Here is a 19569-nt window from a genome sequence, read left to right as displayed (position 1 = left end):
CGGCGTGGCACTTCGGTCCCGGCGTCGCCCGCCGGTTCAGCGGCGGTCGAGGTGCGCGACGACCGGGCGGTGGTCGCTGGCCCCGACCGCGGGCAGCACCGCGAAGCCCGCGACCCGCCACGCGCGGCCGTCCACGAGCACGTGGTCGATCGGCGCGCCGAGCACCTCGGCGGAGCCGGCCGGCCAGGTGCCCAGCCCCGCCGCGCCCGCGGCGCGCGCGGCGTCCACGCACGGCCCGAGGTCCGCGAGGCCGGGGTGGTCCAGGGTGGCGTTGAGGTCGCCCGCGACGACGACGCCCGGGGTGCTCCGGCACACGTCGGCGATCGCGGCGGTGTGCGCCCGCCACACCGGGACGCGCCGCCCGGACGACGGGGCGCGCAGGTGGGTCGCGACGACGCGGTCCGGGGCGCCGGGCTCCGCGGCGCCGCCGGGCCCGAGCACCGCGGCGAACGTCCCCAGCTCGGTCGCGGGCAGCCCGGCGCCGACCTGGTCGTAGTCGCCGAGCCCGGTGCGCAGCAGCAGGGCGACGCCGTCGGAGCCCGGGTGGGCGGCGTCCGCGGCCAGCGCGGTCGTCGGGCGGCCCGCGGCGGTCAGCGCCCCGGCGGCGGTGCGCGCGGTCTCCGCGGTGGTCTCCGGGAGGACGGCGACGTCGGCGTCCTGCGCGAGGACGAGCGCCGCCAGGTCGTCGGCGGGCACCGTGCCGAACGTGTTGAACGCCAGGACGACCAGGTCGGCGTCGTCAGGGTCGCCGGGGCCGTCGGTGCCGACCCCGCGCGCCGCGAGCACCGCGCCCTGCGCGCCGGCGCCGGCCAGCAGCACCCCGGCGAGCGCCAGCGCGAGCCCGCGGCGGGGCCGGGCGCGGCGCTCGCGGGCGGCCAGCGCGACGAGCACGAGCAGCGCCGCCAGCAGCAGCACCAGGCCCACCAGCCCCCGCAGCGCGACGAGCTGGCCGAACGGCGAGACGTCCGCGAGCCCCAGGGCGCCCGGGGCGACCAGCACCAGGACGACGGCGGCCGTCGCGAGCACGACGAGGGCGGCGACGGGCCGCCGGCGCCCGCTCAGCTGAGGAACGAGTGGTCGGCGTCGGGGAACGACCCGCCGCGGACCTCGGCCGCGTAGGCGCGCGCGGCTTGCCCGAGCAGCTCGCCGACGGGGGCGAACACCTTGGCGAACCGCGGCTGCCAGTCGGCCATGCCCGCCATGTCGGTCCACACGAGCACCTGGCCGTCGCAGTCCGGGCCGGCGCCGATGCCGATCGTCGGGATGCGGAGGACCTCGGTGATCCGCGCCGCGACCGGCGCCGGGACCATCTCCAGCACGACGGCGACCGCGCCGGCCTCCTGGACGGCGACCGCGTCCTCGGCCAGCCGCTCGGCCGCCTCGTCGCCCCGGCCCTGCACCCGGTGCCCGCCGAGCGCGTTCTCGGACTGCGGGGTGAACCCGAGGTGCGCGACGACCGGGACGCCGGCGTCCGTGAGCGCGCGGATCTGCGGGGCGACCCGCTCGCCGCCCTCGAACTTCACCGCGTGCGCGCCGGCCTCCTTGAGGTACCGGACCGCCGTGGCCAGGGCCTGCTCCGGGCCGGCCTCGTACGTGCCGAACGGGAGGTCCGCGACGACGAGCGCGCGCTCGGTCGCCCGGACCACGGCGCGGGTCGGCGGGATCATCTCGTCCACCGTCACCGGGATGGGCGACGCGTGCCCCAGCATCGTGTTGCCGATGGAGTCGCCGACCAGCAGGACGTCGATGCCGGCGGCGTCGAAGATGCGGGCGGTCGCGAAGTCGTAGGCCGTGAGCATCGTCAGCTTCTCGCCGCGCTGCTTCGCCTCCGCCAGGTGGTGCACGCGCACGCGGCGGACGGGGCTGGGGGCGGGGTGCTGGGACATCAGTGCTGCTCCACGGGGTCGCTGGTCGTGCTGGTGGCGGCGGGCTCGCGCCAGCGCGTCGTGATCGGCAGCCTACGGTCGCGGCCGAACGCCAGGGCCGTGACCTTGGGGCCGAGCGGGTACTGCCGGCGCTTCCACTCGGCGCGGTCCACCAGGGACAGGACCTTGTCGACGATCTCCGGGTCGAACCCGCGGGCCAGCAGCTCGGCGCGGCCCTCCGCGTGCTCGACGTAGGCGTCCAGCACCTGGTCGAGCAGGTCGTACGGCGGCAGCGAGTCCTGGTCGACCTGGCCCGGGCGGAGCTCCGCCGACGGCGGCTTCGTGATCGAGCTCTCCGGGATCGGCGGGATCTCGCCGGCGTCGGCGGCGTGGGTGTTCCGCCACCGGGCCAGCGCCCAGACGCGGGACTTGTCGACGTCCTTCAGCGGGGCGTAGCCGCCGACCGCGTCGCCGTAGATCGTGGAGTAGCCGACCGCGAGCTCGGTCTTGTTGCCGGTCGCCAGCACGAGGTGCCCCTCCGCGTTGGACAGCGCCATGAGGATGACGCCCCGGACGCGGGCCTGCAGGTTCTCCGCGGCGACGCCGTCCAGGGCCATCTCGCCCTCGAACGCGTCGACCATCGGCTTGATCGGCTGCACCCGGTAGTCGGCGCCGACCCGCTTCGCCAGGTCCGCGGCGTCGTCCTTGCTGTGGTCGGAGGACCAGCGCGAGGGCATCGACACGCCCACGACGCGGTCCCCGCCGAGGGCGTCCGCGGCGATCGCGGCGACCAGGGCCGAGTCGATGCCGCCGGACATGCCGAGCACGACGGACCGGAAGCCGTTCTTGCGCACGTAGCCGGCCAGGCCGGTGACGAGCGCCCGGTAGATCTCCTCGTCCGGGTCGAGCGCCGGCACGACGTCGCCGCGCTCCGGGGCGGTGCCCCGGGCCGGGACGTCCCACACCAGCAGGTGCTCGACGAACTGCGGCGCGGAGGCCAGCAGGGTGCCGTCGGTGCCGACCACGAACGAGCCGCCGTCGAACACCAGGTCGTCCTGGCCGCCGACCATGTTGACGTAGGCGACCGGCGCGGCGACCTCGGCGGCCCGGCGCGCGGCCAGGTCCGTGCGGATGTGGCCCTTGCCCTCCTCGAACGGCGAGCCGTTGATGACCACCAGCAGGTCGAGGTCGTCGTCCGCGAGCTCCGCGACGGGGCCGTCCTGCCAGATGTCCTCGCAGATCAGCAGCCCGACGCGGCGGCCGGCGACCTCGACGACCGTGGGCTCGCCGCCGGGGGCGAAGATCCGGAACTCGTCGAACACGCCGTAGTTCGGGAGGTGGTGCTTGTCGTAGCGCTGCTGCACCCGGCCGTCGCGCAGCACCACCGCCTGGTTGGTGGGCCGGGCGGGCGCGCCCTCGTGCTCCCGGGTGGTCCGCTCGCCGACCGTGCCGACGACGACGGTCAGCCCGCCGAGCCCGGCGTCCGCGAGGGCCGCCGCGAGGTCGGTGAGCGCGCGCTCGGCGCCGCGGCGGAACGACGCCCGCAGGGCCAGGTCCTCGATCGGGTAACCGGTGACCGTCATCTCCGGGAACGCCACCAGGTCGGCCCCCGCGGCGGCCGCCTCGCGGGCCCGGTCGAGGACGGCGGCGGTGTTGCCGGCGAGGTCGCCGACGCAGGTGTCGATCTGGGCGAGGGCCACGCGCAGGGCGCGGGATTCGTGCTGGTCGGGCATGACGCGAGCCTATTCGGGTGGAACCGCCCGGGCGAGCGGCGTGGTGCGGCGCCACCTGCACGTCCGGATCGTGCAGGATGTACCGCATGGACAGGCAGCAGGAGTTCGTCCTCCGCACCGTGGAGGAGCGCGACATCCGTTTCATCCGGCTCTGGTTCACCGACGTGCTCGGGACCCTCAAGTCGGTGGCCGTCGCGCCCGCGGAGCTGGAGTCCGCGTTCTCCGAGGGGATCGGGTTCGACGGGTCCTCCATCGAGGGCCTGACGCGGGTCTACGAGGCGGACATGATCGCCAAGCCCGACCCGACGACGTTCCAGGTGCTGCCCTGGCGCGGGGAGCGGCACGGCACCGCGCGGATGTTCTGCGACATCCTCACCCCGGAGGGCGAGCCGTCGCTCGCGGACACCCGCAACGTGCTCAAGCGCGCGCTGGCCCGGGCGAGCGAGAAGGGCTTCACCTTCTACACGCACCCCGAGGTCGAGTTCTACCTGTTCGAGGCGCCGGCCGACCCGGCCCAGCCGCTGGTCCCGGTCGACCAGGGCGGCTACTTCGACCACGTGCCGCGCGGCACCGCGCACGACTTCCGGCGCGCCGCCATCACCATGCTCGAGTCCATGGGCATCTCGGTGGAGTTCTCGCACCACGAGGCCGGCCCGGGCCAGAACGAGATCGACCTGCGGTACGCCGACGCGCTGACCACGGCCGACAACATCATGACCTTCCGGACGGTCGTGAAGGAGGTCGCGCTCGAGCAGGGCGTGTTCGCGTCCTTCATGCCGAAGCCGCTCGCCGACCAGCCGGGCTCCGGCATGCACACGCACCTGTCGCTGTTCGAGGGCGACCGGAACGCGTTCCACGAGCCGGGCGGCCACCTGGACCTGTCGAAGACGGCCCGGTCGTTCATCGCCGGCCTGCTGCGGCACGCCGCGGAGATCACCGCGGTGACGAACCAGTTCACGAACTCGTACAAGCGGCTGTGGGGCGGCTCCGAGGCGCCGTCGTACATCTGCTGGGGCCACAACAACCGGTCCGCCCTGGTGCGGGTGCCGATGTACAAGCCCGGCAAGTCGAACTCCTCGCGGATCGAGTACCGCGGCGTCGACTCGGCGACCAACCCGTACCTGGCGTTCGCGGTGCTGCTGGCCGCGGGCCTCAAGGGCATCGACGAGGGCTACGAGCTGCCCGAGGGCGCCGACGACGACGTGTGGGAGCTCACCGACGCCGAGCGCCGCGCGCTGGGCATCGAGCCCCTGCCGGCGACGCTCGAGGCGGCCATCGCGGTCATGGAGAAGTCGGAGCTCGTCGCCGAGACCCTGGGCGAGCACGTCTTCGACTACGTCCTGCGGAACAAGAAGCAGGAGTGGGAGGAGTACCGCGCCCAGGTGACGCCGTACGAGCTGCGCCGCTTCCTCCCGATGCTCTGACCCCGCGGTCGCCGCGCGCGGGTGACCCCTCGCGCTCGTCCGCACGCGCCGTCGGTGGACGCGGCGCGCGCGGGGCGCGGCGCGGTCGGTAGCGTGGCCGGCGTGAGCAGCACGTCGGTGGGTCGGGGGAGCACGCTCGCGGGTCGGCTGACCCGCGCGGGGTTCGGGGACGCGGCGCGCGCGGAGCGGCTGCTCGCGGACGCGGCGCTGGTGGCGCTGCTCGCGGGCGACGGAGCCGACGCGGGCGACGCCCCGGGGCCCGCCGTGCTCGTGCCGGCCCTCGCCGAGACCGCCGACCCCGACCAGGCCCTGCTGTCCCTCGCGAAGATCGCCGGCGCCGTCGCGGACGACCCCGCGCGCCGCGCCACGCTCGCCGCGGTGCTCACCGCCGACGGCCCCGCCCGGGAGCGGCTGCTCGCGGTGGTCGGGGCGTCCGTGGCCCTCGGCGACGACCTCGCCGCGCACCCGGAGCACCTGGACGTCGTCCTGGACGAGGCCCCGGGCACCGGCGTGCCGGTCGCGGAGGTCCGGGCGGAGCTGCTCGCCGCGGTCGGCGCCGACCCGGACGCGGCGGTCCCGGTCGCCGCGACCGCCGGCCCCGCGGGCGTGGACGCGATGCGCGGCGCGTACCGGGCCCGCCTGCTGCGGATCGCCGCGACCGACCTCACCTCGGGGGAGCCGCTGACCCGGCTGCCGGGGGTGGCCGCCGCGCTCGCCGACCTGGCCGCCGCCGCGCTGGAGGCGTCGCTGGCCCTGGCCCGCGCGGAGCTGGACGACCACGGCGCGTCCGTGCGGCTCGCGGTCGTCGGCATGGGCAAGACGGGCGGGCGGGAGCTCAACTACGTCAGCGACGTGGACGTGATCTACGTGGCGGAGCCCGCCGACGGCGCGGACGAGGCCGAGGCACTGGCCGCCGGCACCCGGCTCGCGACGGTGCTGGCCCGGGCGTGCGGCGGGCCGTCGGGGGAGCCGGCGCTGTGGCCGGTGGACGCGGCGCTGCGGCCGGAGGGCAAGGACGGGCCGCTGGTCCGCACGCTGGACTCGCACCGGTCGTACTACGAGCGCTGGGCGAAGACCTGGGAGTTCCAGGCGCTGCTCAAGGCGCGGCCGCTCGCGGGCGACCGGGAGCTCGGGGACGCGTACGTCGCGGCGATGAACCCGATGGTCTGGCAGGCGGTCCGGCGGGAGAACTTCGTCGAGGACTCCCAGGCGATGCGCCGGCGGGTGGAGCGCCACGTCCCGCCGGCCGAGGCGGACCGGCAGATCAAGCTCGGCGTCGGCGGCCTGCGGGACGTCGAGTTCACCGTGCAGCTGCTGCAGCTCGTGCACGGGCGGTCGGACGCGGAGATCCGCAGCGGCAACACCCTGACCGCGCTGGCGGCCCTGTCGGCGGGCGGGTACGTCGGGCGCGAGCACGCCGCGCAGCTCGCGGTCTGCTACCGGTTCCTGCGGGCCATCGAGCACCGGGTCCAGCTGCACCGCCTGCGCCGCACGCACCTCATGCCGACCGCGGAGGCCGACCTGCGCCGGCTCGCCCGGTCGGTCGGGATGCGCACCGAGGGCGCCGCGGGGCTGCTGGAGCGCTGGCGCCAGGTCCGCCGGGACGTCCGGCACCTGCACGAGGAGCTGTTCTACCGGCCGCTCCTGCCGGCCACGGCGCAGCTGTCCGCCGCGGAGGTCAGCCTCGCGCCCGAGGAGGCCCGCGCGCGGCTGGCGGCCATCGGCTACCGCGATCCGGCCGGGGCCGTGCGGCACATCGCCGCGCTCACGGAGGGCGTGTCCCGCCGAGCGGCGATCCAGCGGCAGCTGCTGCCGGTCATGCTCGGCTGGTTCGCCGACGGCCCCGACCCCGACGGCGGGCTGCTCGCGTTCCGCCGGCTGTCCGAGGCGCTGGGCGGCACGCACTGGTACCTCAAGCTGCTGCGCGACTCCGGCACGGCGGCGGAGCGGCTGGCGCGCGCGCTGTCCACCTCCCGGTACGTCGCGGACGCCCTCGGCCGTTCGCCGGAGTCGGTGGTCTGGCTGGACGACGACGCCGAGCTCGAGCCGCGCAGCCACGACCGGCTGTCCGCGGAGGCCGACGCCGTGCTGACCCGCGCGTCCGAGCCGGTGGCCGCCGCGACCGCCCTGCGCGCGCTGCGCCGCCGGGAGCTCGCCCGCACCGCCGTCGCCGACGTGCTCGGCGTCGTCACCGGCACGCGGGCCGCGCGCAGCCTCACGGCCACCGCGGACGTGCTGCTGGCCGGCGCCCTGCGGGTGGCCGCGTGGGAGGAGCGCGCCGCGCGGCGCCTGGACGCCGACCCGACCGCGCTGCTGGTCGTCGCGATGGGGCGGCTCGGCGGGCGGGAGATGGGCTACACCTCGGACGCCGACGTGCTGTTCGTGCACGACCCGCTGCCAGGCACCGACCCGGTGCTCGCCCAGGAGTTCGCGACCGGCGTCGCCACCCGGCTGCGCGCGCTGCTCGGTGCGGTCGGCCCGGAGCCCGCCCTCGAGGTCGACGCGGACCTGCGGCCGGAGGGGCGCAACGGGCCGCTGGTGCGGTCGTTCGACGCGTACGCGGAGTACTACGCGCGCTGGTCGCTCGTGTGGGAGAGCCAGGCGCTGCTGCGCGCCCGGCCGGTCGCCGGGGACCCGGCGCTGGGGGAGCGGTTCGTCGCGCTCGTCGACCCGCTGCGCTACCCGGCGGGCGGCCTGGACGCGGCGGGCGTCCGGGAGGTGCGGCGGATCAAGGCCCGCGTCGAGTCCGAGCGGCTGCCGCGGGGCGTGGACCCGACCCGGCACCTCAAGCTCGGCCGCGGCGGGATCGCCGACGTCGAGTGGACGGCCCAGCTGCTCCAGCTGCGGCACGCGCACGCCGTCCCCGGGCTGCGGACCACGTCCACCCTGGACGCCCTGGAGGCGGCGCGGGAGGCCGGGCTGGTCGCGGAGGACGACGCGGCGGTGCTCCTCGAGGCGTGGGACCTCGCGTCCCGGCTGCGGGACGCGCTGGTGCTCTGGACGGGCCGCACCGGGGGCCACGCCGACGTGCTGCCGCACGACCGGCAGGTGATGTCCGGCCTGGCGGCGGTCGTCGGCTACCCGTCGGGCAGCGGGCAGGAGCTCGAGGACACGTGGCTGCGCGCGTCCCGGCGGGCCCGGGCCGTGGTGGAGGCCGTCTTCTACGAGTGACGCGGGGCGCCGGCGCGGTCAGTCGGGCGGCTCGACCGGGTCGGGCACGGGGGACTCGCCCAGCGCGCCGTCCTCGAGGTTCTCCTGGAGGTCCTGCGCCACGTCGTCGCCGCGGTCCACGCCGCCGAGCTCGCGGCGGGGCTCCACGTCGACCGCGTCGGGGTCGTCGCCGGGGGTGTCGGGGATCCAGTCGCTGTCCGAGTCCGTCATGCCGCCGACGCTAGGCGGGCTCGGCGGGCGGCGCGACCGGGGGCCGCAGGTCGCCGTCGCCCCGGTGCTTGCCGTGCTCCTCCTGCAGCAGCGACGAGTCCACGAGCTCGTGCCGCCGGACGTAGGTGGACGCGACTGCCTGGATCGTCGCGGTGACCGGCAGGGACAGGAACGCGCCGAGCGGACCGAACACGGCGCCGAACGCGATCACTGACAGGAACGCGATCGCCGGGTTCAGCGCGAGCGACCGCTGCGAGACCTTCGGGGTGAGCAGCAGGTTCTCGACCTGCTGGTACGCGATGATGAAGGCCAGCACGGCCAGCGCGCGCAGCGGGGACACGGACAGCGCCACCAGGACCGGCAGCGCGCCGCCGATGTACGTGCCGACGGTCGGGACGAACTGCGACACCAGGCCGGTGAACGTCGCGAGCGGCAGGGCGTACGGGATGCCGAGCAGCGCCAGGAACAGCCAGGTGGTCGCCGTGGAGATCGCGGCGAGCACGATGCGCGAGGTGATGAACCCGGCGACCTTCTCCTGCGAGACCTCCCACAGCCGCAGCACCTCCCGCTGCCGGTGCGGGGCGAGGTACCGGCAGACGGCGGCGCGGAACTTCGGGCCCGCACTGGCCATGTAGTACACGACGAGCAGCACCGCGGTGGCCGTGAACAGCCCGCCGAGGATCGACGTGCCGACGCCGATCACCCCCGGGGCGATGTCACCGACGTAGTCGCCGGCGTTGTTCAGCAGCTCGTCCGTGGCGGGGAGCTGGACGTCGAACCGGTCGCTCATGAAGTCGCGCAGGTCCGCGTAGTAACCGGGGATCGACTGCACGAGCTCGACGAGCTGGTTGACGAACAGCCCGCCCAGCAGCGCGAGCACCCCGATGCCGACCACGAGCGAGCCGAGCATGGTGATACCCGTGGCGAGCGTCCGCTTCACACCGCGCCGGCCGAGCCACAGGATCATCGGCTCCATCGCGAGGGCGACGAACCACGAGATCACCAGGATCGTGATGACGTTGCCGAGCATCGAGGCGGCGCGCCAGGTGAGGATCCCCGCGAACACCGCGACGACCACCATCACCAGGGCGCGGGGCAGCCAGCGCGGGGGGAGGCGGGAGTCGCGGGTCCCGGGCGCCGCGTAGCCGGGGCGGCCGGGCGCGACGGGGACCTCGGGGTCAGGGACGGGCATCGACGGGCTCCGGGGTGCGTCGGGCGGGATGCGGCTGCGTGCGCGGGTCAGGCTACCGCCCGCGTGCCGCGGACCTGCACGAACCCGCCGCACCGCCGCCACACGGGTCCGCCCGGGCGGGCGGGGCGGGTGCGTAGCGTCGGCGGGGTGACCGCGAGCCCTCCCGCCCCCGCCCACCGCCGCCTCGGACGCGCGCGGGCCGCGGTCGTCGTCCTCGCGGTGGCGGTGCTCGCGGTCCTGGCGGTCCGCGGGTGCGCGCGGGCGTTCGACCTGGACGCGGCGGCGCGCGAGCGCGGCGGAGCTGGTCGCGGAGGCCGCCGCGCTGCCCGGGGTCGCGGGCGCGGGGGACGTGCGCACGGGGATCGCGGACGTCGGGGTGGCGGTCGGCGACGCGGCGGTACCGTCACGCTGGACGCCGGGTCCGACGCCGGTGCCGTGCGGGACCTCGCCGCCGCGCTGCGCCCGTGGTCCGCGGGCACCGCCGAGCCGCGGGCGGTCCGGGTGCACCCGGTGGTCGAGGTGGACGGGTTCGCCGCGATGCTGCCCGCGCCGGCGGCGGACGAGGGGGCCCGGCTCGACCTGCTCGACGCGCTGCGTGCCGACCCCGATCTCGCGGGCGCGCTGGTCGCGCCCGTGCAGCCCGGCGAGGAACCGCTGCTCGACGACGGGGACGCCCGCCTGGTCGTCCGGCTCACCGCGGCGGACGCGGCGCGCGTGCCGGCGGTCCTGGAGCGCTGGCGGCCCCGCGTCGCCGCTGCGGCGGCGGACGCGACCGTGGTGGTGACCGGGCCGGCGGACGAGCGGCAGGTGCTCGTGGACCGGTCCTGGCGGTTCGACCACGGGGTCGCCGTCCCCGCGTGGGCCGAGCCGGTGCCGGGTGTCGCCGAGCTGGTCGGCCGGCTGGCCGCGGACGCCGCCGTCACGGGGTACTCCGTGCGGGCGGACCGCGCGGCGCCGGAGCTGGCGGTCACGGTCGCGGACCGCGCGGCGGTGCCCGGCCTGCTGGCCGCGCTCGCGGACCTGCCGGCGGCCGCCGCGTTCGCGTCCGTGGACGTCACGGCCCCCTGACGGCGCCACGCCCGAGCCGACCCGCCCCGACCCGCCCCGCCCGGCACGGCGCGCGAGCCCGGCGGCGTGGGCGGGCCCTATGCTGCGCAGACCGGCTGCGACGGAAGGAGGGGACGGTGCCCGACCTGCCCGACGCGCCCGACGCGCCCGCCGGCCCGCGCGACCGCGCCGCCCGGCGGCTGCTCTCCTCCCTCCGCGACCCCGCCCTCGAGCGCCTGGCGCAGCTCGCCGCCCGCCTGCTGGCCGCCCCGTCCGCGCAGGCCGCGCTGATCGACGACGTGCCGACCGCCGCCGACCCGACGGTGGTCGGCGGGACCGGCCCGCGCACCGCGCTGTCGGACACGGTGTGCGCCGCGACCGCCCGGCGGGCCGCCCCGCTGGTCGTCCCGGACGCGTCGCAGCCCCAGGCCGGGGTGTCGCCGGACGAGCACGTGGGCGCGTACCTGGGGGTGCCGCTGCTCGGCCGGGACGGCCACGTGGTCGGGGCGCTGTGCGTGTACGACGGCGAGGCCCGCGCGTGGTCCGAGGACGACGTGCTGGTGCTGAGCGACCTGGCCGCGTCGGCCGTCGCGGAGCTGGAGCTCTCCGCGCTGTCGGTGGAGTACGAGGCGGACCGGGCGCGCCGGCAGCTCGCGGTGACCGCCGGCGGGGTGGGCACGTTCGACTGGGACCTCGCGACCGGCCGGCTGGACTGGGACGACCAGCTGCTGCGGATCTTCGGGCTGGACCGGGACGCGTTCGGCGGCACCATCGAGGCGTTCGACGCGGCGGTGCACCCCGACGACCTGCCGCGGGTGCACGCCGCGCTGGACCGGGCCGTCGCGGCGTGCGAGGAGTACACGGCGGAGTACCGGGTGCGCCGGCCGGACGGCTCGACCCGCTGGGTGCAGGCGCGCGGGCTGGCACTGGCCGGTCCGGACGGCACCGCGGCGCGGGTGCTCGGCGCGGCCTACGACACCACGGCGGCGCGGCAGGCGGACGCCCGGATCGCGCGGGTGCTGGAGACGATGGCCACGGCGTTCTTCCTGCTCGACGACGCCTGGCGGTTCGCGTACGTGAACGCCGAGGCTGAGCGGGTGCTCGGCCGGACGCGCGGGGAGCTGCTGGGCGGGGAGATCTGGTCGCTGTTCCCGTTCGCGACCGGGTCGCCGTTCGAGGAGCACTACCGGGGCGCGGTCGCGACGGGGGCGCGGCGGTCCTTCGAGGCGTACTACCCGCCGCCGCTGGACGGCTGGTACGAGGTGCGGGCGTTCCCGGGCCCGGACGGGCTGTCCGTCTACTTCCACGACATCACCGCGCGCCGGCACGCCGAGGCGCAGCGCCTCGCGGCCCGGTCGGCGGCTGACGCCGCGACCCACCGGCTCGCGGTGCTCGCGACGGTCAGCGACGACCTCAGCTCCACGCTGGACACCGAGTACGCGGTGGGCCGGCTGGCCCGGCACCTGGTGCGGGGGTTCGGGTCCTGGTGCCTCGTCACCCTGTGGGACGACCAGCGCCAGCTGCGGGACATCGCCGGCTGGCACGCGGAGCCGCACCTGCGCCCGACGGTGGCCCGCTACGCGCAGCTCCGGCTGGGGTCCCTGGCCCCGTCCTCCTTCCTGCACCGCGCGCTGCACGACGGCGAGCTGGTGACCGTGGACGACGCCACCGAGCAGATCTCCCCCCTGCTGACCGGGGAGGCCCGGGACGTCCTGCGCTCGCTCGCGCCCCGGCGGGCGCACATCGTGCCGATGCGGGCACGCGGGCGGACGGTCGGGGCGATCTCGCTGTTCCTGGACGCGACGCACGCCGACCTCGGCCCGGAGGACCTCGCGCTGCTCGTGCAGGTCGCGGACCGCGCCGGCGTCGCCCTCGACAACGCCCGGCTGTTCGAGGGCCAGCGCCGGATGGCCGAGACGCTGCAGCGCGCGCTGCTCACGGCGCCGGCGCAGCCGGAGGACCTCGACGTCGTGGTGCGGTACGTCCCCGCGGCCGAGGCCGCGCAGGTGGGCGGCGACTGGTACGACGCGTTCCTGCAGCCGGACGGCGCGACCGTGCTCGTCATCGGCGACGTCATGGGGCACGACCGGCACGCGGCCGCCGCGATGAGCCAGGTCCGCACGCTGCTGCGCGGGATCGCCGCGACGTCCGGCGGCCCGCCCGCGCAGGTGCTCGGCGCGCTCGACACGACGCTGGAGACGCTGCGGGTCGACGCCATGGCGTCGGCGGTGGTGCTCCGGCTCGAGCAGAGCGACGAGGACCGCGCGGCGGCGACCACCACGGTGCGCTGGACGAACGCGGGCCACCTGCCGCCGCTGCTGGTCGACCCGGAGGGAACCGTGCGCGAGCTCCGCGGCGGCGACCCGGAGCTGGTGCTCGGCGTCACCGCCGGGGCCGCGCGGACCGACGCGACGGTGAGCGTGCCGAGGGGGTCGACGGTCGTGCTGTACACGGACGGCCTGGTCGAGCAGCGCGGCGAGCACCTGCAGGACGGCATCGACCGGCTCGCCGAGCTCGTCGCGGCGCTGGTCCCGGAGGCGCGGGAGCGCGCGACGGGCGGCGCGGTGCTCGACGCGGCGTACCTGGCGGACGCCGTGCTGAGCCGCGGGGCGGCGGGCGACGCGCCCGAGGACGACATCGCGCTGCTCGTGGTGCACCTGCGGCCGCAGGCTCCCTGACGCGTCCGGTGTGCGCTCGGGCGGGCGCGGCGTACTGTGGGCGCAGTCCGCCGACGGAGCGTCCCGCCGGCACCGCGAGGGGGCCCGCCGATGGACGACATCCTGCCGACCGGTGCACCGCCCGTGGCCCTGGCCACGGCCCCGCCGCAGCCCGCGCCCACGCCGCCGACCGCGCTGCGGACGTTCGGCGTCGAGGAGGAGCTGCTGCTCGTCGACCCGGCCACGGGCCGCCCCTCGCCCGTCGTCGGGGCGCTGCTCGCGGCGGACGCCGACCTGGCCGCGGGTGCCGACCCCTCGGGGATCGCGGCGCTCGCGTCCGAGCTGCAGCAGGAGCAGGTGGAGACCGCCACGCCGCCGCGCACGGCGCTGGCCGACATCGAGGCCGACCTGCGCCGGCTGCGCGACCGGGCCGGGGCCGCCGCCCGCGCCGCCGGGGCGCTCGCCGTCCCGCTGGCGACGTCCCCGCTGCCCGCGCACCCCTCGCTCACGCCGACCCCCCGGTACCAGGCCATCCAGGACCGGTTCCGGCTGACGTCCGACCAGCAGCTCACGTGCGGCTGCCACGTGCACGTCGCGGTCCGCTCGGCCGAGGAGGGCGTGGCGGTGCTGGACCGGGTGCGGGCGTGGCTGCCCGTGCTGGCGGCGCTCGCGGCCAACTCGCCGTACGCAGACGGCGTGGACACCGGGTACGCGGGCTACCGGACGCAGGCGTGGTGGCGCTGGCCGACGACGGGGCCGGCCGACGTGTACAGGTCGGTCGCGGCGTACCGGGCGCGGCTGCGGCGGTTCCTCGACTCCGGCGTGCCGCTGGACGCCGGGATGTTCTACCCCGACGCCCGGCTGTCGCACCGGTACCCGACCGTCGAGCTCCGGGTCGCCGACGTGTGCCGGGACGTGCGGGACGCGGTGCTGGTCGCGGCGCTGGGGCGGGCGCTCGTGGAGACCGCCGCCCGCGAGTGGCGCGCGGGGGTGCCGGCACCGGACATCGAGACCGCGCTGATCCGGCTCGCCGCCTGGCGGGCCAGCCGGGACGGCGTCGAGGGGGAGCTGATGCACCCGGTCAGCGGCCGCCCCGTCCCCGCCGCGACGGCGGTCGCCGCGCTGCTGGACCACGTGGCGCTGGCGCTCGGCCCGGACGCCGGCGCGGTCGGGCGGGGCGCCGAGCGGGTCCTGGCCCGAGGGAGCGGCGCCACGTGGCAGCGCGCGACGGTCGCGCGGACGGGGGACCTCACGGAGCTGGTCCGGCGGTCGGCTCTCTGAGGCGTGGCCCGGGCTCAGCCCATCCCGCCCATGCCGCCGCCCGCCAGCCACCGCCCGTCCGCCTGCTCGTGACCGACGCGGTCCTTCCCGCAGCGGGCGCAGACCTCGAACGCCGCACCGGCGCCTCCCTTCTCGGGGTTCCGGTGCATCCGCCAGTCGTGCCGTCCCAGCAGGCAGCGCAGCGATCGCATGGCGGGCCTCCTCCTCGTCCGGTCCTCAGTCGTCCCCGCACGGGCGGCCGGCAGCGCGGCGAGCGCCGCGTCGACGGCCGCCCGGCGGTGCGCCGCTGGCCCCGGACGCTACGCCGGGGCCTCGCAGGCGCCGCCACCCCGTCGCGCCCCGCTCACCCGCCGTTCACCCGCGCCCGCCAGACTTGGGCGTGACGGCACGCGAGCGGAGGACGGACCATGCAGGCGGTGCGGGCGGCGAGCACGCGGTACTCGTGGGTCGAGGTCGACGACCCGGTCTACGTGGTGGACCTGCACGCGTCGGCCGGGCTTCCCGCGGAGCGGTGGCGCCTCGTGGACGCCGGCGACGTGCTGGAGGTCCTGGAGTGGGTCGCGCGCGAGCAGCGCGGGCGCCCGGCGGCGGTCAGCCTGGAGGTCGAGGACGCCGGCGGCCACGCGCTCGTGCAGCTGACGCCCGCGACGGGATTGCGGCGCGTCTCCGGCTGGTGACCGCAGGCGGGGCGGGCCACACTGACGGGCGTCCGCGCCCACGCCAGGAGGTCATCCCCGTGCCGACGCCCCCGCTGCCGCCCGACGCCGTCGAGCTGCTCCGCCGCCCCAACCCGGCCGTGATGGCGACCCTGCGCGCGGACGGCGCGCCCGCCTCCGCCGCGACCTGGTACCTGTGGCAGGACGACGGCCGGGTCCTGCTCAACCTCGACGCCACCCGCGTGCGGCTGGGGCATCTGCGGCGGGACCCCCGCGTCTCGCTCACCGTCCTGGACGCGGAGAGCTGGTACACGCACCTGACCCTGGTCGGCCGGGTCGTGGAGCTGCGCGAGGACCACGGACTCGCGGACATCGACCGGCTGTCCCGGCACTACGGCGGGCAGCCGTACGCCGACCGCACCAGCCCGCGCTGGTCGGCGGTCGTCGAGGTCGAGCGCTGGCACGGCTGGGGCGAGCAGCGGGCCTGACCGCCGTCAGGCGACCAGGCGGAACCGCCGGGCGAGCGGGACGGCCCGGACCATCGCGTGCGCCGTGAGGCCGCGCGCGGAGACGAGCAGGTCGACCTGCTCCCGGGCGGCGGGCCAGATGCGCGCGCCGACGGCGTAGTGCGACCCGAACCCCGGGTCGACGAACGGGGCGTCGGTGGTGCCGAGCAGGTACGTCATCATCGCCAGCCGGCCGACCGAGCCGGGGGAGAACCGGCGGAACTCCTCGTCGTAGGCGTCGAGCAGCCCGAACCAGGCGCCGCCGGACCGCACCTGGTAGCCGGTCCACAGCGTCCGCCCGCCGGCCGCCAGCCGGAGCACGCTGAGGTCGCCGTCCCGCCGGAACGCGTCCACCGAGTCGCGGAACCAGCGCTCGTCCGGGGCCGACAGGCTCAGCGCCGCGCCGCCGCGGGACCGGTCGCCCTTCCAGCCGGCGCCCTGGAGCGCCACGAACCGGTCGGCGGCGGCCGGGTCGCCGGACTCGTCGTGCAGCACCAGCGGGCCGCCGGTCTCCCGCACCAGCCCGCGCACCACGCGCCGGGTGTTGCGGGCCTCGTCGGTCCGCAGGTGCCCGAGCGAGATCGGCGGGTCGACGAGCGCCCCGTCCGCGGGCGCGGGGACGTCGAGCACCTCGAACGCCGACCGGGGCGCCCAGGCGCCGACGTCGCGGGTCCGCTCGTGCACCCGCATCCGGCGCCGGGCCGCGACCGTGGCCAGCGCGTCGGCGAGCGGCCCCTCGGCGGGGAACCGGCGCAGCAGCGCGAGCCCGGGCAGCCCCGCCGTCGTCAGCCCGCCGAGCAGCGCGTCCAGCGCCTCGACCTCCCGGCCACGGCGCACGAGCGGGTGGTGCCGGTCGCACTCCAGCGTGGTGAACCGGCTCCCGGTGGTCGCGGCCTGCACGGGCAGGGGCGGCAGCACGCGCTTCGTCGTGAGCACCAGCGCGGCCAGCCACTCGCCGGCCTCCTGGACCACGAGGACGCGCAGCTCGTCGACGTCCTCCCGGTGGCGGGCGGTGACGAGGTAGCGCGGGTCGAGGCACATGTTCGGCGCGAGCGCGTCGCCCGCGAGGCGCTGCCAGGCCTGCGCGTCCGCGCCCGTGACGTCGGCGAGCGGGATGAGCCGGATCTGCATCAGGACCTCCGGGGCGGGGGAGCCCGCTGGGGACCGGGCCGAGGCCGAGACTAATGCGGCATATGTCCGGATTGGGGGGGTTCGGGGGTGAACTGCCGGCCGCCGAGGTCAGGCGAACAGACCCTGGCCCACGAACGGCCCGTCCGCCGCGAGCACCGGGGTGCCGTCCGCGCCCTCCGGCAGCGCCCCGTCCGGCACCCCCGGCGGGACCGCGAACAGCCCCGAGCCGGTGTGCACCAGGTACTCCATGAGCCCGTCCTGCCCGGACAGGCGCGTCTGCATCGGGACGAAGTGCGTCCGGGGGTCCACGACGAACGCCAGGAAGAACAGCCCCGCGTCCAGCCGGCCCAGCGCGTCGTTGCCGTCGGTGAAGTTGTACCCGCGGCGCAGCATCCGCACCCCGTCGTTCTGCGTGGGGTGCGCCAGCCGCACGTGCGAGTCGAGGGCCACGAGGGGCCGGCCGTCGCCGCCGGTCGCGTCGAGGTCGGGCTCGGTGAACTCCGTCCCGCCCGACAGCGGCGCGCCCTCGCCCTTGGTCCGGCCGACCAGCGCCTCCTGCTCGCGCAGCGACGAGCGGTCCCAGGTCTCGATGTGCATCCGGATCCGCCGGGCCACCAGGTAGGTGCCGCCGGCGAGCCACGCCGCGTCCCCGCCGCCCTCGGCCGCGGCGCCGGCGGGGACCCAGACGTGCTCCTCGACGGCCGCGGTCTCCTCGGCCTTGAGGTTGGCGGTGCCGTCCTTGAAGCCGAACAGGTTGCGCGGGGTCTTCTGGGCGGTGCTGGTGGACGAAGTCCGGCCGTAGCCGAGCTGCGTCCAGCGGATCCGGGCCGTGCCGAACGCCGCGCGGGACAGGTTCCGCACCGCGTGCACCGCGACCTGCGGGTCGTCGGCGCACGCCTGCACCACCAGGTCGCCGTCGCTGCGCGCGGGGTCCAGGTCGTCGCCCGCGAAGTGCGGCAGCGCGATCAGGCCCGCGGGCAGCCGCCCCGCCAGGCCGAACCGGTCGGCGCCGTCCGCGCCCACGAACAGCGACCGGCCGAACCCGAACGTCACCGTGAGCCCCGCCGCGGGCAGGTCCGCGGCCTCGCCGGTGTCGTCGGGCGGCGCGTCGTACGGGCCGGAGGCGGGCGCGAACTCGCCGGCCGGCAGCCCCTGGGTCATCCGCGCCGCCATGACCGTCCAGCGGCGCAGCAGGTCCACCAGGGCGTCGCGGTCGGTCGTCGTCACGTCGAACGCCGCCAGGTAGAGGCGGTCCTGCGCGGGCGTGACGATCCCGGCCTGGTGCGCGCCGGTGAAGGGGTAGGTGCGGTCGGCGCCGGTCGCCGCCGCCGCGGGGGCGGGGGACCGGGCGGCGTCCACCGCCGCCGCGCCCGCCGCCCCGGCGGCCGCCGCGCCGGCGACCAGCCCGCCGCTCCAGCCGAGCAGCGCGCGGCGGGACAGCCCGCCGCGCTCCTGGCCGGCCGTCTCAGGCCCCCGTCACGGTGGTGGTCAGCCGGGACAGCGGCTCGGACAGGGCGTCCACCGCGGCGGCGAGCGCGGTCACCTGGTCGTCGGTCAGGTCCGTGTACGCGGCGAACCCGGCGTCCACGGAGCCCTGCGCGGCGAGCAGCTCCTCCAGCTCGGCGAACCGCTGCTCCAGGCCCGCGGCCAGGTCGGGGTCGCGCTCGGTGACGACGTCCTGCAGCACCTCGTACGCGACCCGGGCACCGTCCACGTTCCCCTGGAAGTCCCAGAGGTCCGTGTGCGACCAGATCTCCTCCTCGCCGGTGACCTTGCCGGTCGCGACCTCGTCCAGCAGCGCCTTGGCGCCGTTGGCGATCTGGAACGCCTCGAACGTGAACCCGTCGGCGTTCACCTGGTCCACGAGCTTCTGGGTGTTCGCCACGAGATCGTCCGCGGCGGCGGTGCGCTGCTCGGCGGTCAGCGGCACGTAGGCGGCGCCGCCGTTCGCCTCGGGCGCCGGCTGCCACAGGTCCTTCTCGACCAGGTGCCAGCCCGTCCAGGCCTGGCCGTCCTCGAGGTCGGCCTCGCGCAGGTCGAGCGCGGGGTCGAGGTCGCCGAACGACTCCGCGACCGGCTCCACGCGCTCCCAGTGCAGGCGGGTCGCGGCGTACAGCTCGCGGGCCCGGTCGTCCTCGCCTGCCGCGTACGCCGCGGCGAACTCCTCGGTCCCGGCGATCAGCGAGCCGACCTGGTCCTTCACGTACGCGACGTAGGAAGCCTCGGCCGCGGCCAGCTGCTCGGCGGTGTCGCCGGTCGGGCCCACCTGCTGCCCGGAGTCGGTCACGGTGAACGCGGCGCGGATGCCGTCGCCGACCATGCCCGGCTTGCAGGCGGTGAAGTAGTCCCCGGGGGCGGCCTGCACCACGAGGTCCCGGGTCAGGCCGGGGCCGATGTTCTCGATCTCGGAGACGATCCGCAGGCCGTCCTCGGCGAGCAGGTAGAACTCCGTGACGTCGCCGCCGTCGTTGGTCACCGTGAAGGTGAGCGTGCCGCTGGGTGCGGTGGCCGCCGAGACGTCGCACGCGTCGGCGGTCGAGCTGACCGTCAGGGCGCCGGACGCGCCGGCGGTCGCGGGGCCGCCGGCGGGGTCGTTCGGGACGCAGGCGGCCAGCAGCGGCAGCAGCAGGACCGCGGCGGTGGCGGCGGCCGGGGTGGTGCGGGGCATGGTGCTCCTCGGGTGCGGGCTCGGCGGA

At 76.9% G+C, this 19569-nt stretch carries 16 protein-coding genes; 7 read left to right on the top strand and 9 right to left on the bottom strand.

From position 1 onward, the window contains the following. Window positions 1-36 precede the first annotated feature (36 nt). From HNR08_RS00140 to HNR08_RS00130, 3 genes are read right to left on the bottom strand one after another with little or no spacing between them, the layout of a single operon-like run. Window positions 37-1026 (bottom strand): endonuclease/exonuclease/phosphatase family protein, encoded by a 990-nt coding sequence (locus HNR08_RS00140; RefSeq protein ID WP_246803154.1) that lies wholly within the window; start codon window positions 1024-1026, stop codon window positions 37-39. A gap of 32 nt (window positions 1027-1058) precedes the next feature. Beyond that, on the bottom strand, window positions 1059-1886 hold the full coding sequence (panB, locus tag HNR08_RS00135; RefSeq protein ID WP_146840004.1) for a 3-methyl-2-oxobutanoate hydroxymethyltransferase: 828 nt from the start codon (window positions 1884-1886) through the stop codon (window positions 1059-1061). After that, entirely contained in the window at window positions 1886-3598 is a 1713-nt protein-coding gene (locus HNR08_RS00130) for an NAD+ synthase (RefSeq protein WP_146840002.1), read from the bottom strand. Before HNR08_RS00130 ends, panB begins: the two co-directional genes overlap by 1 nt. An 86-nt stretch (window positions 3599-3684) precedes the next feature. Between HNR08_RS00130 and HNR08_RS00125 the strand changes: the two genes are divergently transcribed. Then, complete coding sequence (locus HNR08_RS00125) at window positions 3685-5022, top strand: glutamine synthetase family protein (RefSeq protein ID WP_146840000.1); 1338 nt, start codon at window positions 3685-3687, stop codon at window positions 5020-5022. A gap of 102 nt (window positions 5023-5124) precedes the next feature. After that, window positions 5125-8193, top strand: a complete 3069-nt coding sequence (locus HNR08_RS00120; protein ID WP_246803153.1) for a bifunctional [glutamine synthetase] adenylyltransferase/[glutamine synthetase]-adenylyl-L-tyrosine phosphorylase — start codon at window positions 5125-5127, stop codon at window positions 8191-8193. Window positions 8194-8211: 18 nt separating this feature from the next. On the opposite strand, the gene HNR08_RS00115 is transcribed toward HNR08_RS00120, so the two are convergent. Both HNR08_RS00115 and HNR08_RS00110 read right to left on the bottom strand, forming a co-directional pair. Further along, entirely contained in the window at window positions 8212-8403 is a 192-nt protein-coding gene (locus HNR08_RS00115) for a hypothetical protein (RefSeq protein WP_146839998.1), read from the bottom strand. Between the two features lie 10 nt (window positions 8404-8413). Beyond that, entirely contained in the window at window positions 8414-9595 is a 1182-nt protein-coding gene (locus tag HNR08_RS00110) for an AI-2E family transporter (RefSeq protein ID WP_146839996.1), read from the bottom strand. 435 nt (window positions 9596-10030) lie between these two features. Here HNR08_RS00110 and HNR08_RS00105 point away from each other — a divergent pair, with 435 nt between their 5' ends. The 3 genes from HNR08_RS00105 (at window position 10031) to HNR08_RS00095 (ending at window position 14580) form a co-directional block, all read left to right on the top strand. Continuing rightward, window positions 10031-10663, top strand: a complete 633-nt coding sequence (locus tag HNR08_RS00105) for a hypothetical protein (protein WP_146839994.1) — start codon at window positions 10031-10033, stop codon at window positions 10661-10663. A gap of 116 nt (window positions 10664-10779) precedes the next feature. Beyond that, window positions 10780-13320, top strand: a complete 2541-nt coding sequence (locus HNR08_RS00100) for a SpoIIE family protein phosphatase (RefSeq protein WP_221286287.1) — start codon at window positions 10780-10782, stop codon at window positions 13318-13320. A 90-nt stretch (window positions 13321-13410) separates the two neighbouring features. Further along, window positions 13411-14580 carry a carboxylate-amine ligase gene (locus HNR08_RS00095; RefSeq protein ID WP_146839992.1) on the top strand — a complete coding sequence of 390 codons (1170 nt, stop codon included), beginning with the start codon at window positions 13411-13413 and terminating at the stop codon, window positions 14578-14580. A 14-nt stretch (window positions 14581-14594) separates the two neighbouring features. Here HNR08_RS00095 and HNR08_RS00090 read toward each other — a convergent pair whose 3' ends face one another. Continuing rightward, window positions 14595-14771 (bottom strand): hypothetical protein, encoded by a 177-nt coding sequence (locus HNR08_RS00090; protein WP_183834689.1) that lies wholly within the window; start codon window positions 14769-14771, stop codon window positions 14595-14597. A 216-nt stretch (window positions 14772-14987) separates the two neighbouring features. Between HNR08_RS00090 and HNR08_RS00085 the strand changes: the two genes are divergently transcribed. Beyond that, on the top strand, window positions 14988-15257 hold the full coding sequence (locus HNR08_RS00085) for a hypothetical protein (protein ID WP_146839990.1): 270 nt from the start codon (window positions 14988-14990) through the stop codon (window positions 15255-15257). Window positions 15258-15316: 59 nt separating this feature from the next. Then, entirely contained in the window at window positions 15317-15724 is a 408-nt protein-coding gene (locus HNR08_RS00080; RefSeq protein ID WP_146839988.1) for a PPOX class F420-dependent oxidoreductase, read from the top strand. Window positions 15725-15730: 6 nt separating this feature from the next. Here HNR08_RS00080 and HNR08_RS00075 read toward each other — a convergent pair whose 3' ends face one another. The 3 genes from HNR08_RS00075 to efeO form a co-directional block, all read right to left on the bottom strand. Further along, a complete protein-coding gene (locus tag HNR08_RS00075) occupies window positions 15731-16873 on the bottom strand; it encodes a GNAT family N-acetyltransferase (protein WP_146839986.1) in 1143 nt (380 codons plus the stop codon). Window positions 16874-16981: 108 nt separating this feature from the next. Then, entirely contained in the window at window positions 16982-18313 is a 1332-nt protein-coding gene (gene efeB / locus HNR08_RS00070) for an iron uptake transporter deferrochelatase/peroxidase subunit (protein ID WP_146839984.1), read from the bottom strand. Window positions 18314-18338: 25 nt separating this feature from the next. Next, entirely contained in the window at window positions 18339-19541 is a 1203-nt protein-coding gene (gene efeO / locus HNR08_RS00065; RefSeq protein WP_146839982.1) for an iron uptake system protein EfeO, read from the bottom strand. Window positions 19542-19569: the final 28 nt, after the last annotated feature.

The organism is Cellulomonas hominis (assembly GCF_014201095.1).
Taxonomy (GTDB): Bacteria; Actinomycetota; Actinomycetes; order Actinomycetales; family Cellulomonadaceae; genus Cellulomonas; species Cellulomonas hominis.
This window is presented reverse-complemented; position numbering and strand designations above follow the sequence as displayed.